This is a genomic window from Aureibacter tunicatorum (genome assembly GCF_036492635.1).
Lineage (GTDB): Bacteria > Bacteroidota > Bacteroidia > Cytophagales > Cyclobacteriaceae > Aureibacter > Aureibacter tunicatorum.
This window is the reverse complement of sequence record NZ_AP025305.1, coordinates 3,997,680-4,013,614: the sequence shown is the minus strand read 5'-3', so window position 1 is coordinate 4,013,614 and position 15,935 is coordinate 3,997,680. Positions and strand designations below refer to the sequence as shown.

Sequence of the window (15,935 nt, the reverse complement as noted above, 5' to 3'; positions counted from 1 at the left end):
ATATCAATGGTATTTGTTCCACCTTCTTTCTTCTCTTTTTAATAGCGAATCGAATTTATTCGGCATAGGAATTTCTATGTTCAGATTATTTTTTAATACTGGATGTTCGAAACTTAGCTTGACAGCAGTCAGAAACAAGCCTTTGCCTTCGTATATTTCTCCTTCATTGCCATACAGTTTATCTCCGAATATAGGATGGCCTATGCTTGCCATGTGAATGCGAAGCTGGTGAGTTCTTCCCGTATGAGGAGAAAGCTTTACAAGAGTAAGCCAATTATTCTTGAGGGAAGGAACAGATTTGACTGTTGAGTAACTAGAATGGCATTCATAATCGTCAATAGGCTTTGTGATATCTCCATTGCCGTTTAGTTTGCCAGTTACAATAGCCAAGTATTCTTTGCGGATTGACTTGCTTTGAAACATGTTTCCTAAAGCAATTAAAGCGCTTCTGGTCTTGGCGAATATGAGTAAGCCTGAAGTCCCGCTATCAAGCCTATGAACGGGTTTGGGATACGGTAGAGCATCTTGCACAGTTGATTTATTCGCTAAGGATATGATCGCATTTGCGGCTGTTTTAAATTGATTGCCGCTTACGACGAGTCCAGCAGGCTTATTGATGATGACCATATATTCATCTTCGAATACGATGTCTAGAGGCAAATTGTAAGTTTTGGGAATGTTTTCTTCATCGATCAGCTCTATAGTTTCGCCGCCTAATATCCAAGTGGCTGTTGTGCCGATAGATCTGTCAACCAATATCAGATTCTTTTTGATAGCTTTTTTAGATCCTTGTCTGGATTGCAAACTTTGGAACTTTCCAATGATATATTCGCTAAGTCGGAATTTTTGCGTCAAGACCGGCACAATGTGTTTTTCAATTACATGCATGGATAGTAAAGAGAATATTGATCATTCTTTTTTATGCAAATATGAGAAAATTAAGCAAGGCATGCGTGCTTGAAAGCATTATTAGTTTTTAGAGAAAATTCGCGCAAGTCTATTCCATAAATTATAGAAGGGCATGTATAGGTTTTTTGCTAATGAATTGTATTGGAGGTTTTCTCTTGTTCCAAGTCCGAATTTAAGCTTTTCTATGTTTTTGGACCTTACTAAGGTGCCAAACATCCAATCCCAAAGCGCGAATTTGGATCCCATATTCTTGTTGAAGTGTTTCGGGTCGGCACTATGGTGGATTTGATGTTGAAATGGGCTGATAAGTATTTTTTCGAGCAAATGAGGATATTTCAATTTGACATGAGAGTGTCTTAGGTTGGCGCCTAGTGCTAAGAAAGCAAAGTTGAAAATATTTACGCCAAGAAAAGATATCACACTGATTTGATGTCCTGATATAAAATTGAAAAATCCAGAAACGAATCCAATCACTAAAGTTCCTTTTATATTGTTGATCATAAGCTCTACAGGGTGTAGCCTGTATTGTGTTAGGGGATTCATCGTAGTCGCTGAGTGATGGATTTTATGGAATTCCCAAAGCACTTCATACTTATGCATTAAGTAATGTATGAAAAAGCTCATGAAATCATTGGCAAGCATTAAAGTCAATGTATAGGCAATGATAAAAGCATACTGGGGTATATCATATTGAGGATAGCCAAATTGGCTATTAAGCCATTCTGTTGTGTAGAAGCTAATATATAAGCTGTATACAAGAATCGGAGCGATCAGTATGACTTTAAAGAAGCTATTGAATACGATTAGTCCGTAATCGATTCTTGCCGAATGATTGGTCCATACTTTTTTGTTTAGAATGTATTTGAAGAACCCTTGCTTTTTGCCGGAAAAAAGAAAAACAACATAAGCAATGCATAAAGATGTGGCCAAATGCAAAACATAGACACGTTTTGATGGTGTCAAGAACATTTGTATAGGCATTTTTAAGCCTTCGAGCAGAATTTCCCAAAGTTCGTTTAAAGACATAATAATGGATTAATTCCGTAAAATGTAGCTAAAAATTGCATGATAATAAAGCGGGATTGAAAATTCTTGATTAAATCATGTTAGATGTGATGGTTTGAGTTTTTCGGATTGGATATGAATTATTAAAACTTTAGGCAAATAAAATCCCTAGCTTTAGAAGTCTGAATTTTAAGGCTAGGGATAATTGAGTTGATGTGTTATTAATAGGTATAAGTAGTCAGTTAAAATAAATTCACATTCTATATTTAAGCTAATAAATAACAAGTTCCCTCTTTTAAGGGGGCTAGGGGAATGTTTTGTCAAATATCTCCGAAGTTGGAAATATTATAATAATTTTGATCAGTTGCTTAATTACTTGACTTTAGGCAATGACTTGCTTTTTTCAATATAATCTCTGGAAATGCTGCCATCAATACGAGCTTCCAAGTATTTGATTACTTCTTCTTTTTGAGCATCGTTCAAATCTCGAATTCTTGTGCTATGAGAGCCTCCGGGAACCATAAATTTCAAAGCGTTTACATTTTGAGTAGGATTGACAGCGCAACCAGTCCAAGTGTCAGCGGCTCCGTAAATGTAGATGATATCATTGCCATTGTCTTTAAGCCATTCGTTGACTTCAGCGATGTACGATGGATCGTATTCGATATCGACTTCTTTTGGCGCAAAAGTTCTGTTTGTAGCATTTGGCGCGGCAACTAATAAGTCTTGGATATTTTTTCTGTCAAAAGCATAATAGCCATACTCTCTTTGATGCATGATTGCCGAAGATGGAGGCGATTTTCTGTCAAAGGCATGAGGTCTGTCTTTGAAATAACTCACAGGAGAAATGTATTTCAAGTAATCATAATATGCTTGCAGATCGCTTTTGTCAACAGGAATGTCCTCGCACTTGCCATATCCCCATTGCCAAAAGGCAAATGTAAATTCCAATACAGCATATTCCAAAGCTCCTAAAGGAGAAACAGTCGTGTATTTATAGCCTTTTTCTTTTGCTTCTTGCTCGATCTGAGGCAGGAAGAAATCTGAATTCTCAAGGCATGTTCTTTGGAAGTCAATAAGCTTTTGTCTGCATTGGTCCGTTCCCACAGTGTCAAGGAATGCAGTTGTTCTTTCGTCTTCATTGCTTAAAATAATAGGCGCAACTTCAGGCACAGCGACTGCAATATCATTAGGGTATTTTGATTTGTATATCAAAGTATTCTCGCCGCCTTTAGAAAAGCCCGTGCTTATCCATTCCTTATTATACACTTTGCTGAACAGCTCTTTGATTCTATGATAATCATCTATTTGCTGTTGAATATACAGGTAGTCATAATCCAAAGAATCTGGCAAAGACTTGCCAAAATACCTATGCTCAACCATTAATTGATTGGCTTCCAATATTTCATTTACAGGAGTCAATCTGTTTTTTCTGATATTGTATCCTTCAGTTTCCATGACCATAGGCATATTGGCGTCTTTATGCGACCAATACATGCGTTGTTCAAAAGTGCCTTTGGATGGGTCTTGATGGTCTAAGGGCTGGGTGAAATATATTTCATAGCAGAATTCATAGCCAGGCAATGTGGCCAGTGTATCGCTTACTCTCAGACCAGGGATTTTTTGGATAATTTCATCGAGGCTGATTTTTTCAGCTTTTTCATTATTATTTGAAGCATTATCGCAAGCTGCACAAAGTACAAAAATTAAAAAAAAGGGAATTAAGTATCTTTTCATATTCAATAATTTATCACTGATAATACGCAAATAATTGATGAAAATGAAGTTGAAAGGCAAGTGAATTGATCATTAAAGCTTTATTTAGTGAGGTTTGTAATGTTGTAGCTTGATTTATTAGGTTTTAGCTTGGGCAGACTAGTTTATTAAAACCGTTGATTCTATAACCGTAGCAGGGTAATTTAATTTCAAAAAGAAAAATACCATGTTGTCCCTCTCTGGAGAGGGTGAAGGGAGTGGATTTATATCAAAATCATTTTTCTTTTTGAATAAGCGTCCCTGCTATCGTTATGCACTCAAAAAAATTGGTAATAGATCTATTATTGATTTATTAATATTCATGTTATGGATTTAATTTTTGAAAAGGCGATTTTTTATTTTTTTGATCAAATTGGCTCAATGCGAGTTGATTATACATGCGGAAGAATATAAAGAGAAGCGACAAGAAAACGTTCTTTGGGTTGAAAGTGAATGGGCCTGTGTTTGTAAGTTCAATAGCGATAATATTGATATTGGTCATTTTAACTCTTTTTTTAGGAAAGCCAATCGAAGAATGGTTCGCCAAAATCCAAGGAACCATTTCTAACTTTGTTGGATGGTTTTATATATTATTATTAAATGCGGTCTTATTTTTTTCACTGTATCTCGGTTTTGGGAAATATTCCAAAATAAGATTAGGAGGTCAGGAAGCAAAGCCAGACTTTACTTACAAAGCCTGGCTAGCGATGCTTTTTAGCGCTGGTATGGGCATTGGACTTTTATTCTGGAGTGTCGCGGAGCCTATTTATCATTTCAAAGAAAATCCTTTTATGGGCAAGTTTGGCGGTCAAGTAGCAGCGGCGAAACTTTCCATGGCTATAACATTTATGCACTGGGGAGTCCATCCATGGGCGTTGTATTCTGTTGTGGGCTTGGCATTGGCATTTTTCTCATTCAATAGAAAGTTGCCGCTTACAGTTCGGTCGGTTTTCTATCCAGTATTGGGAAAAAGAATATATGGTCCATTAGGTGATTCTATCGATACAGTGTCGGTATTGGCTACAATATTTGGTTTGGCAACATCCCTTGGTCTTGGAGTGAAGCAAGTAAACGCAGGCCTGTCTTATTTATTTGATATTAATAATAATGAGATCGTGCAAGTGGTATTGATATTTTTTATCACTGGCTTGGCGACGCTTTCTTTAGTTTTGGGATTGGACAAAGGAATAAGAGTTTTGAGCGAGTGGAATATGCGGATAGCTTTGGTTTTGTTGTGTTTCATCGTCATTATTGGGCCTTCGTTGTTTATCTTCAAATCGTTTGTTCAGAATTTAGGCTTTTACATCCAGAATTTTTTCAATATGAGTTTTTGGACGAATTCATATGCAGGTATTCAATCTGAGGATCATTGGCAGAATTCATGGACCATATTTTATTGGTCGTGGTGGATTTCTTGGTCGCCTTTTGTGGGGATATTCATCGCAAGAATCTCAAGGGGCAGGACAGTAAAAGAATTTGTCTCCGGGGTTTTATTAATACCAACTCTGTTTACTTTTTTTTGGATGACAGCTTTTGGAGGAAGCGCCTTGTATCATGAATTGATGGGCAATCATGAAATTTCAAATGCCGCATTGGCAGATGTGTCGACAGCCATATATCATTTGCTGGAGCAATATCCTTATAGTGTGATCTCGTCTTTAATTACTATTATATTGGTAGGAAGCTTTTTTGTTACGTCTTCCGATTCCGGCTCTTTTGTCGTGGATATGCTCACATCTGGAGGTCGAGATGATTCCCCTAAGGGACAAAAGATATTTTGGGCATCCACGCAAGGTTGTGTGGCGGCAACTTTATTGATTGGTGGAGGGCTTACAGCTTTGCAAACGGCTTCCATAATTACTGCATTCCCTTTTGCCTTGGTGATTATGATTATGGGTTACAGCTTGTTGAAATCATTTAATGAATATGTAGATAAACATAAAAATGATAAAAGCACTGATTAAAAGTAGATTGAGTGTAAAATGACCATAAAATTTTCAAATTCGTTCTTTTTGAAATATTTTTAGCTATCAAGCGTTAAATTTCCAGTAAGAAGAGCGTCCATGTTAAAAAGATTTGTACAAATAGTTTCGATTTATCTAGTTTTCATCTGCATTGCCTTTGGCAGTTTTAATTCACAAGCGCAAGTATATGATGAAGATGCCAAGGGTTTGATGCTTTTGAATGATATCAATGCACAAATAGCCTCTTCGGATATGATCGATAATATTTACAACTTCAAGCTGCAGGCTTGCGATTCTCAATATGTTGTATTGAAGGAGAAATACGGTTGGCATCCTTTGCCTTATTATTTAAGAGCTTTAGCCGAATGGTGGTTGATTGAGCCTGAAACTGAAAATATAACATACGATTCAACTTTTTTGGCTTATATAGATACCGCAAAAGTGCATGCGGAGTCTATTTATAATATTGAAAGAACGAAGCTTGAGGGCGCATTTTTTTTATCAGCAACTCATGCGTTAACTGGAAGATTGTATGGAGAAAGAAAACAGTGGAGAAAGGCGGCGTTTGAGGCGAAGAAGTCATTGAGCTATTTGAATGAATGCAGAGCTGAAGCGGAACTTAGCCCTGAGCTGTTATTTGGTGATGGTTTGTATAATTACTTTTCGGTTTGGCTACCGGAAAATTACGGAATGTTGAAGCCGGTTATGCTTTTTTTTGATTCGGGAGACAAAGAGTTGGGAATCGAACAACTTAGAGATGTTTGTCAAAATGCCTTTTTTACTCGAACGGAAGCCCAGTATTTTTTGATGAGAATATTGAATATGGAAGGCAACAAGAGAGCGGAAGCCTTGCAGTTGGCTCAATATCTCCATGAAACGTATCCTGACAACCCTGCTTTCGAACGATATTATGCTCGTTTATTGTATTCGTCAGGCAAAACTACGCGAATGAAAAAAGTTAGCGAGGATATCTTGCGTAAGATTTCGGAGGGAAAAGAAGGTTTTGGTCCTAATTCTGGTAGGTATGCCGCTTTTTTTCTAGGCAATTACTATGATACACGCCTTGATTATGAAAATGCTAAGCACTATTATAATGAGGTGCGAAAATTTGTAAATCAGAATGGCTATTTGAGCTCGGGGTACCATTTGCACTCATTATTAGGCATGCTCAAAATTGCAGTAAAAGAAGATGATCAGAAGCAAGCCAAAGAACTTCACAAGCTAATTAGGAAGAATGCCAAGAGGAAACATTACGTCTATAAGCAAGCTAAGAAGATAATGAGAGCTTATATGTAAAATATAGTATGACTCTTTATGGAAGATGTACTTTTTTTTCATAGGCTTTTTTTAATGTTTGAACATGAATTTTTGATTTCTTCCTTTTTTATCAATCTATGACCTTTCAGGGCTTTTTTTTAATCTTGCATTAATGAAATAATCTTCTTAGTTGTTTAACTATTTCAATACGTTTTGGCTGCAACTTTATTTTTTGTAAAAAAGACCGAAAGCTCATCAATGTAACTTTTTGAGTGTTTTTTAAACGCATCATGAAGAAAAAAATGCGTTACTTTGAATCATCGAAAGAACAAAAAGGGAGATATATGAACACTATGCCAGCATCCAGTTTTAGAAGTTTGTCCTTGAGTTTCAGGAACAATTTGCTGACGAATGATGGTTTGTTGCTGGGAAAGAAATACAGCAATGGAAGGCTAGTGAATTTATACCAATTGTACGGGTTTTATGTTGAAGTCTTTTTTCATAAGGACTCAGATAAGGTAAGCCGAATGAAGGTGAGAGAGCAAGGACTTTCGATGGAAGGATATTTGGAAAATGTCTGCTTGCCTGCGGATTTGTTTTAGGGGAGTTTAGTCCGTGGGGCGATGCAGAATAAAGATAATTTTTTTAGTGGAACGGTAATTTTTTGAGTTTGTGATTTTTTAATAGTGGAAGAGTATTGAGTCAAAGGGTAATATTTTTAACTCTCATGTAATTTAAATGTATTTTTTAATATCATGACTCAATACTCATTTTTTTTAATTTTATTTTTTCACATTTTTTATATTTCCACTATTCATGCCAATTTTTCTAAAATAAGTTAAATTTTATTTTTTACCGCTTGCAGTTTACATTGTAAGGACAGAATTGGCACCTTTCTACTTTCGTTGTTTGCTTAAAAATTGTTCTTGGATTAAATATTTCCTCCAGGAGTTTTTGCAGTTGTTCATCAAATTCTTGAAGTAAGCTTCTGCAATCTTCGATTTTGAGGTTTTTCTTGTTTTGTGAAATTTCAAATCTTGGGTCAAATGTATCATTGAATATCCCTTTGCTGTTATATACTCCAATTTCAATTTTTTTGCCAATAGTTGAATTATTGAAGTTGAATATATCAGCATAGAGCAAAGTTTGAAATCCAGCTTTGTTTCTCATTGAAAAATCAGGGTCGAAGAGGCTTTCAAGACTATGGATTTTTTTCTCATCCTTGCCTGATTTATAGTCGATGACTCTTAAGACTCCATCTTTTAGATCTATTCTGTCGATAGTTCCGCCGATTCGAATGTTTTGCTTAGTTTCATTAACATTGATTTCAATTTGTTTTGAATTGCCATTTTCTACGCCATATTCCATTCCTACAATTTCAAACGGTGCGTATGATGCATCAATATCCAAGATCTTGTTGGTCATTTTCTTAATAATGGATTTGATAATGGTATTTCTGCCTTCGAAAACGAATGATTCGTTGTTGTCTATGTCAAAGAATTTTCGAAATCCGTTTTCAAGAGCGGAATCAATGTTTTTTCGTAAAAAATCGAAATCCGTTTGAGTGATTTCTGGATTGTTTTTTCTATTGATCAATTGGCTGTAAAGCGTTTCCATGACGTGATGGAGAATATTGCCAAATATCATTGGGTCGACTTCTTCCTTGATGATTGATGGTTCTTTGATATTGGCGATATATCTGAAATAGAATTTTAAAGGACAATCAAGGTAGGTATTGATAGCGGAAGGAGATAATATTTTTCCTGATGATCCAAGGTATTTGTCCAGTCTGTCTGGAGTCGTTCTTTGGATGGAAATAGGCAAATTCTCCTTTAGCACCGCAGAATTGGATAAAACTTTTCTTTTTATATCTTTCCTATTAGGATGTTCATAGATCAGTTGGTATAAAAATCGACTCATCTCTCCGCCTTTGCCTCCGGATTGTTCTGTATCGTATAAAATCGTAATTTTTTTGGCTCTCTGTAAAATTCTATAAAACAAGTAAGCGTACATGGCATCAGCCTGCTCGAACGTAGGCAATCCAAACCCTTTTCTTAAATTATAAGGGATAAACGACTGCGTGTTAGGAGCGGCAGGAAACGAAGTTTCATTAACGCTAAGAATGTAGAGGTTCTCAAAATCCAAGTTTCTTGTTTCCAATACTCCCATCAGCTGAATACCTTCCAGAGGTTCTCCCGCGAATGGGATTCTGATGTTCATGATGACTTGCTTTAGCAGGTTGACGAAAGTGCCAAACCCAACCTTCACGTCGCCTTCATTTCTAAAGAGTTCGTGAAGCTTATTTAGTTCAGTGTAGAATCTAAATATTACTTCTTGTTCCAGATTGGAGTCTCCCTTGAAATTGCTTTCAAGGTTTTTATTCACAAGTATTAGTACTTCGACCAGATATTTGCAAAATTCGTCAATATTCTTTGTGGGTTTGAAAATTGCTTCAGCTTGAAGTCCTTGAAAAGTTGAAGGATCTACTTGTGTGATGTTGTTTTCAATGATGTGATTGATAATGGAAGTAATCTTCTCATGTTCGTTTTGAAGCACATAAGGATGCTTAAGAATGCTAAGCACGGCTCGGTATTTGAATTTTCCTTCTTTAGACTTTGTTTGTTGAAGATCCAGAAGATGCATGAAGAAACCATAAAGAGCGGTGTTTTTGAGAGGATAACCCATGGTTACATTCACTTTTTTGATAGACTCAGGAAGTGAATGCAACATTGGAAAAAGAAGATTTTCATCTGGCAATACAATAGCCGTATTCTCTTCCACAAAGTTGCTTGTGGATGAAATGTAGTTTTTTAAATTTTCTCCTACCCATTTGGTTTGTCCTATTCCTTTGGCAACGCCAATATAGGTAATATCTTTTTCCTGATCGATAAAGTTGCTTTCAAATGACTTTGGAAATGTATCGCCTAATATTTTGTGTCGTTTATATTGTCTTAAGAAGTTTCCGGCTTCTTGATCTGTGCTGGAAACATAATAATTGTCCGCATCCCAAATTATTTCGGTTGATGTGTTTTTGCAAAACCAAGTGATTATGTTTTCTTCGGTAACGGTAAGCGCGTTGAAGCCGGCAAAAAGCAATTTGGTGTAAGGAGATGTGAATTCTTCGTCATGAAGTTTGGCGATCAAGTCTCGGTGAATCATTCCTGTATAGCCAAGTCCTTGCTCTTTGAGGCTTTCTTGAAAATCCTTGTATACATTTGCCAATATTTTCCAAGTTTCTACAAAGTCTTCTTGATGCTTAGACCTTTTTTCTCCGAATGATTTCCAAAATGACTTGATCAGGGCTATTTGCTCTTCCTCGAGATAGTCGAATTCTTGCTCTATGAGCTTTTGATCTTTTAGCGTTTCAAATATTTTATTCGCGCTTCCTGCATATTTGTCAATATCTTCAAAGTCTCTAAGCAATACTTCGCCCCAGTAATAAAATTTATCAAACGGCTCTTTGCCTTTGCTGTGCTTCTGATATGCTTTATGAAGTTCGAGAGATAATTTTAGTTTATGACAAGCTTGCAGTGAAGACATGCTTTTGATGAAATCATCCATGCTGATGATTTCAGGCGACCAAATAGGTTGATCGATAACTTGGGCGAGTTCTTTTCTGAAAAATAGTCCGGCTCTTCTATTGGGAAATACGATAGTCAGATTTTCAAGCTCAGCTCCATATTGCTCATGAACGTAGGAAGCTAATTCGGCCAAAAATGTTTTCATGGGAATTACAAGATATTAGGATAATCGGCAAAGCGAGCAATATAGGAAATGATTTTTTCAGTTTTTCAAAGAGATAAGAAAAATTAAAAAATTACAGAATTCTTCAAACCATTTATAACTTTTGGGTACCTGTATTGCTTTGATATATATTGAATCAAATCAAAAATTATGAAAACGACACTAATTAAAATGGTAATGGCCTTGGCTTTGTTTGCCGTGTCATTGAACTTAGCTGAAGCTCAACACGAGCATAAAAAGTCTAAGCACACTCCAAAAGAGAAGGCTGAAAAGGTAACAAAGAAAATGACTAAGGAGCTTGACCTTAACTCTGACCAACAGTCAAGAGTTATGGGTATTTTGGAAAATAAGTTTGAAGAAATCCATGCGGCGAAAAAGGACGGAGATAAAGAAAAGGTAAAAAGCATTAAAAATGAAATTGATACTGAGTTGAAAGCGATTTTGACCACAGAGCAGTATGATAAATGGGTTAAGCATAAAGAGGAACGCAAGAAGAAGCATAAGGAAAAAGGAAAACATAAAAAGCACAAGGAACACGATTACGAATAATATATTCGAAATTTGACATTGTAAGCCAATGCTTTATTTAAGGTATTGGCTTTTTTATTGATAGAATTTTGCTTTTGGATATAATTGTTATTGCTTGAGTTATAATATAAATTTGCCTCAATTGTTAGTGTGTCGGTTATTTAGCTTTGATTCATATGATAAGAATCTTTTACATTATGATAGTTTGGGTATTGTTGATTTCTTGCCAGAATACTTCCAATAAGAGCAAGAAAGAGATGGTAGTATCAAGCGATGTTAAGCATGATAAGCTGTTAAAACCAGTCAAGTCATGGAGATTGCCAACCGAGTTGAAAGAAATTTCCGGTTTGGATTATTATTCAAAAGAAATCCTTGCCTGTGTTCAGGATGAGGAAGGAATTATCTTTTTATATGATCTTGAGAAGGGGAACATTGTAAAGCGAATTCATTTTGCTGGAGATGGTGATTATGAAGGAATTGCCTATGATGGGAAAAGTTTTTATGTAGTGCGTAGCGATGGGAAGCTTTTTGTGGTTTCAGAGAATTCCGAACTGACAAAAGAATATGATATTGGATTTAAGTCAAATGTTGACGTGGAGGGGATATGCTTATTTGAAAGTGAAAAGTTGTTGTTGGCTGTTAAGGATATTGAAGATAAGAAAGCCAAGAAGAAGAAGTGTATTTATGTTTATGATTTAGCCTCTAAAAAGCTTGAAGACAAAGAATGGACTTGTGTGAAAGAAAAAGAATACGGCAACAAGTTTAGCAAGATTGGTTTTTCGGGCTTGTCGATTAATCCTATTACGAACCAATTATACGTGCTTTCTCATCGGAGCAAGGAAATGTTTATATTCAGCCATAAGGGTAATTTAAAAAAAATCAAAAAGCTGAAAGCCAAGCAATTTGAGCAAGCGGAAGGCATATGTTTTTCACCATCAGGCCAATTGTTTATTTCCAGTGAAGGAGTGAAGCAACCAGCCATGTTATTTCAGTTTGATAAAGATTAAGCTATGAGAATATTTTTTACAATGATAATGCTTTTGATTGGCTTTGTAGTTAATGGACAACAATCAAAGGTTTTGAATACTAAGCCCTCGGAAGAAGAATTAACCTTTACTGTTTTATTGATCGGTGATGCAGGGGCTCCGCAAAAAGCGGAAAAAAACATTCATTTTTTGGATTCAATATTAAGCCGGCAAACTGAATCTTCAGCGATAGTTTATCTTGGGGATAACCTGTATCCAACAGGCTTGTCTGACTCTTTGTCTTCTTCTCGAAAGGAGGAAGAGGAATTATTGAAGCAAGAGTTCGGAGGCTTGATGAACTATGAAGGCAAATCGTTCGTCATACCAGGGAATCATGATTGGGCAAAAGGCAGAAAAAGTGGAAAAGCAAGCGTATTAAGGCAAGCTGATTTTTTGAATACATGGCTTGGCGATACAGTTTTTTATCCAGAGAATGCATGCCCGGGACCTGTCGAGGTGCGATTGACAGATGAAATTGTGATGGTATTGCTTGACACGCAATGGTTTTTGTACAATTGGTTTGGCGAAGGCGATCAATTGGGCTGCGAATACAAAACTGACGAGGAAGTGTATTTGGCCTTGAATGACGCCATTTTGAGAAATATGGATAAAAAGATCATTGTGGCTGGCCACCACCCTGTAATTTCGTACGGCGAGCATGGTGGGGTTTTTACCTTTAAAGATCACGTATTTCCGTTGACGATGGTGAATAAGTACTTGTATTTGCCCTTGCCCGTAATTGGTTCTATTTATCCCATTGGCAGACAGCTAGGAGCCAGCGTGCAGGATTTGAGCAATGAGCGATATAAGAAGATGTTGCACACGCTTGATGGAATTTTTCAACAGCATGAGAATATTATTTATGCGGCTGGCCATGAGCATGCATTGCAATCTATTCAGAAGGGAAATGTGCATTATATCGTTAGCGGGTCCGGGTCCAAATCCACGCATGTGAAAAAAGGAAAGTATGCGGATTTTGTCTCGGAAGAAAAGGGCTTGGTAAAGCTATCTTTTTATAAGAATGGCGAAGTATGGGCGGATTATTATGCTGGAGAAGAGAGCAAGCACTTGTTGTATTCCAAATTGCTAATGAAAGAACCTTATCATCCGAGCAATAAGCAGGAGTATTATCAAAGCTTGAAAGATAGCGTCGTGATAACCATTGCGAGCGATAAGTATAAAGCGGGAAAAGGCAAGGAAAAGTTTTTTGGGAAAAATTACAGAGAAGAATGGGCTACGCCCGTGAAAGTGCCTGTTTTTGACATTGGCTCTGAAAGAGGAGGTTTGAAGATTGTGCAAAGAGGTGGAGGACAAGCGACAAAGTCTCTACGTCTAGAAGATAGCTTGGGGAATCAGTTTGTGTTAAGGTCAATTGATAAAGATCCTGTTCAGGCATTGCCTGAAGCACTAAGAAAGACTTTTGCCAAGGATGTTATCCAAGATCAAATTTCAGCAACACATCCTTATTCAGCTTTGGCAGTCCCAATCATGGCGGACGCTATTCATATATATCATACAAATCCTAAAGTCGTATTTTTACCGGATGATCCAAGATTGGGAATTTATAGAAAGGACTTTGCCAATACATTGTGCCTTTTTGAGGAAAGGCCATCGGACAATACGGGAGAAATAGAAAGCTTTGGCTATGCAAACAAGATTAAAAGCACCGCAAAAGTGCTGGAAGAACTGAAGAATGAAAATGATTCAGAGGTGGATTACAAGTTTGCCTTGCGAAGCAGATTGTTTGATATGGTTATTGGCGATTGGGATAGACACGATGATCAATGGCGATGGACGCGAGAAAAAAATGATAAAGGCGGCTATACTTTCAGGCCTGTCCCAAGAGATAGAGACCAAGTGTTTTTTGTCAGTGAGGGAATTATTATGAATATAGCTTCCCATAAGTGGATATTGCCGAAGTTTGAAGGATTCAATGACGATATCGCTTGGGAGGAAGGGTTTAACTTCAATGCAAGATATTTTGACAGAACATTTCTTAATGAAGCCACGGAAGAGGATTGGTTGGAAGGCGCTAGGTATATACAAAAACACTTGACAGATAGTATTATCGAAGAGGCTGTAGCTCTTATGCCTCAGAAAATTTATCAAATAAGTGGAAAAGAGATCATCAGGAAGCTGAAATCCAGAAGAGATAAGTTGGATGTATATGCTAAAAACTATTACAAGGTCTTGGCGGAGAAAGTGGATATTGTGGGCACGAATAAGAATGAGAGGTTTTTGATCGATCGAAAAAAGGACGGCACTGTCAAGGTAACTATGCGCAAGGTTAGCAAAAAAGGCAATGTAAAGCGCAAACTGTACAATAGAACATTTGACCCTGAAGATACCAAAGAAGTAAGAATTTACGGATTGGGAGGAGCGAATCAGTTTATAGTCAAAGGAGATTCTTATAATAAAGTTAAATTGAGAATAATTGGTGGCGGAGAGAATGATGAATATGTGGACGAAACGGAAGCTGGCAAGAAGAAGAAAAAGAATGTTTTATTTTATGATTTGAAGAGTGAAAACGTATCAGCGAGCAAAGGTCCATCAACGAAACTAAAGCTTTCGAATGATCCAGGAGTCACGCTTTATGATCGTTACCTATTTAAGTACAATACTGTTTTTCCTCTAGGCTATGTCTCATTTAATCCTGATGATGGAGTCATATTGGGTGTTGGAGCTCAGTTGACAACTTTTGGGTTTAGAAAATATCCTTACGCCCAAAAACATCAACTGTCGGTTGCGACATCTTTTCAAACGGGAGGATTTAGATTGAGGTACAAAGGAACGCTAACCGACATCGCCGGAGCTTGGGATTTGCATACAGTTGTAAGATTGAATATTCCATCTTATAATTCCAACTTTTATGGTTTGGGAAATAACTCTGTGAATGATAAAAACACGCCGAAGAACTATTATCGTTTGATTTATGAGAGAAATCAAATATGGTCGTATTTGCAAAGAAAGTTCGTGGGGAACCAAGAATTTGGCATTGGACTGACGTATTTGAATACTAGTATTAGAAGAAACAACAGAAATAGGAATAGATATATCGGTGATATTCCAGAGAATGGTTTGACAGAGTCCGAGGTTTATGATCCCCATAGATATTTGGGATTGGCAATGAAGTATGAGTTTGATCGAAGGGATAAACCTTCCTTTACCAAGAGAGGAACATATTTCAGAGCTCATTCATCTTTGTTTCAACCCTTTCAGCATAATGAAAAGCTATTTTGGAAAGTACAGGGAGAGCTGGATTTCTATTGGACGGTTAAGTTGCCAGCGGAAGTAACATTTGCGACAAGATTTTATGGCGCGACAAATGTAGGAGATTATAATTTTTTGCTTTCCAATATGCTGGGAGGAGTGGAAAGTTTGAGAGGATATAGAAAAGATCGCTTCTATGGGCGAACAAGCGCTATGAATAATATAGAGGCTCGTTTTGATTTATTCGTTTTGAATACGGGAGTGATTCCGATTAGAGTTGGAGGCACGTTGTTTAATGATGTTGGTAGAGTTTGGGAAGATGGAGAAGTATCCAAGAGGTGGCATCATAGTTACGGCGGTGGGATGTATGTAGCGCCTTTGGATTTGCTGGCTTTTTCATTTGGAATAGGCGGATCAGTAGAAGGAGCTATATTTTATTTTGATGTTGGTTTGTCTTTTTAATAGATAAAGGCCTATATTTCAAAAATATACCGTTTATTAATAAAAGCCCCTTTATTATATGAGGCAAGGTTTTCCA

Annotated in this window: 10 protein-coding genes; 6 read left to right on the top strand and 4 right to left on the bottom strand. The window is 36.9% G+C overall.

The features are described from left to right. Positions 1–3: 3 nt before the first annotated feature. From AABK36_RS16870 to AABK36_RS16860, 3 genes are all read right to left on the bottom strand, one after another. Positions 4–888, bottom strand: a complete 885-nt coding sequence (locus tag AABK36_RS16870) for an RluA family pseudouridine synthase (protein WP_309940139.1) — start codon at positions 886–888, stop codon at positions 4–6. 81 nt (positions 889–969) lie between these two features. Beyond that, positions 970–1,935 carry a sterol desaturase family protein gene (locus AABK36_RS16865; protein WP_309940140.1) on the bottom strand — a complete coding sequence of 322 codons (966 nt, stop codon included), beginning with the start codon at positions 1,933–1,935 and terminating at the stop codon, positions 970–972. Between the two features lie 351 nt (positions 1,936–2,286). Next, complete coding sequence (locus tag AABK36_RS16860) at positions 2,287–3,651, bottom strand: S28 family serine protease (protein WP_309940142.1); 1,365 nt, start codon at positions 3,649–3,651, stop codon at positions 2,287–2,289. A gap of 416 nt (positions 3,652–4,067) precedes the next feature. On the opposite strand from AABK36_RS16860, the gene AABK36_RS16855 reads away from it, so the two are divergent. The 3 genes from AABK36_RS16855 (at position 4,068) to AABK36_RS16845 (ending at position 7,492) form a co-directional block, all read left to right on the top strand. Then, positions 4,068–5,633, top strand: coding sequence for a BCCT family transporter (locus AABK36_RS16855; RefSeq protein WP_309940144.1), 1,566 nt, complete (start codon positions 4,068–4,070; stop codon positions 5,631–5,633). A 99-nt stretch (positions 5,634–5,732) separates the two neighbouring features. Next, complete coding sequence (locus AABK36_RS16850; protein ID WP_309940146.1) at positions 5,733–6,929, top strand: tol-pal system protein YbgF; 1,197 nt, start codon at positions 5,733–5,735, stop codon at positions 6,927–6,929. 251 nt (positions 6,930–7,180) lie between these two features. After that, the gene (locus tag AABK36_RS16845; RefSeq protein ID WP_309940148.1) at positions 7,181–7,492 is read left to right on the top strand and encodes a hypothetical protein; all 312 of its coding nucleotides are present in this window, start codon (positions 7,181–7,183) and stop codon (positions 7,490–7,492) included. Between the two features lie 250 nt (positions 7,493–7,742). Here AABK36_RS16845 and AABK36_RS16840 read toward each other — a convergent pair whose 3' ends face one another. After that, positions 7,743–10,616 carry a PD-(D/E)XK nuclease family protein gene (locus AABK36_RS16840; RefSeq protein ID WP_309940149.1) on the bottom strand — a complete coding sequence of 958 codons (2,874 nt, stop codon included), beginning with the start codon at positions 10,614–10,616 and terminating at the stop codon, positions 7,743–7,745. A gap of 168 nt (positions 10,617–10,784) precedes the next feature. On the opposite strand from AABK36_RS16840, the gene AABK36_RS16835 reads away from it, so the two are divergent. The 3 genes from AABK36_RS16835 (at position 10,785) to AABK36_RS16825 (ending at position 15,859) form a co-directional block, all read left to right on the top strand. Beyond that, a complete protein-coding gene (locus AABK36_RS16835) occupies positions 10,785–11,183 on the top strand; it encodes a hypothetical protein (RefSeq protein ID WP_309940150.1) in 399 nt (132 codons plus the stop codon). A gap of 155 nt (positions 11,184–11,338) precedes the next feature. Then, positions 11,339–12,169, top strand: coding sequence for an SdiA-regulated domain-containing protein (locus AABK36_RS16830; protein WP_309940152.1), 831 nt, complete (start codon positions 11,339–11,341; stop codon positions 12,167–12,169). 3 nt (positions 12,170–12,172) lie between these two features. Beyond that, on the top strand, positions 12,173–15,859 hold the full coding sequence (locus AABK36_RS16825; RefSeq protein WP_309940154.1) for a BamA/TamA family outer membrane protein: 3,687 nt from the start codon (positions 12,173–12,175) through the stop codon (positions 15,857–15,859). Positions 15,860–15,935: the final 76 nt, after the last annotated feature.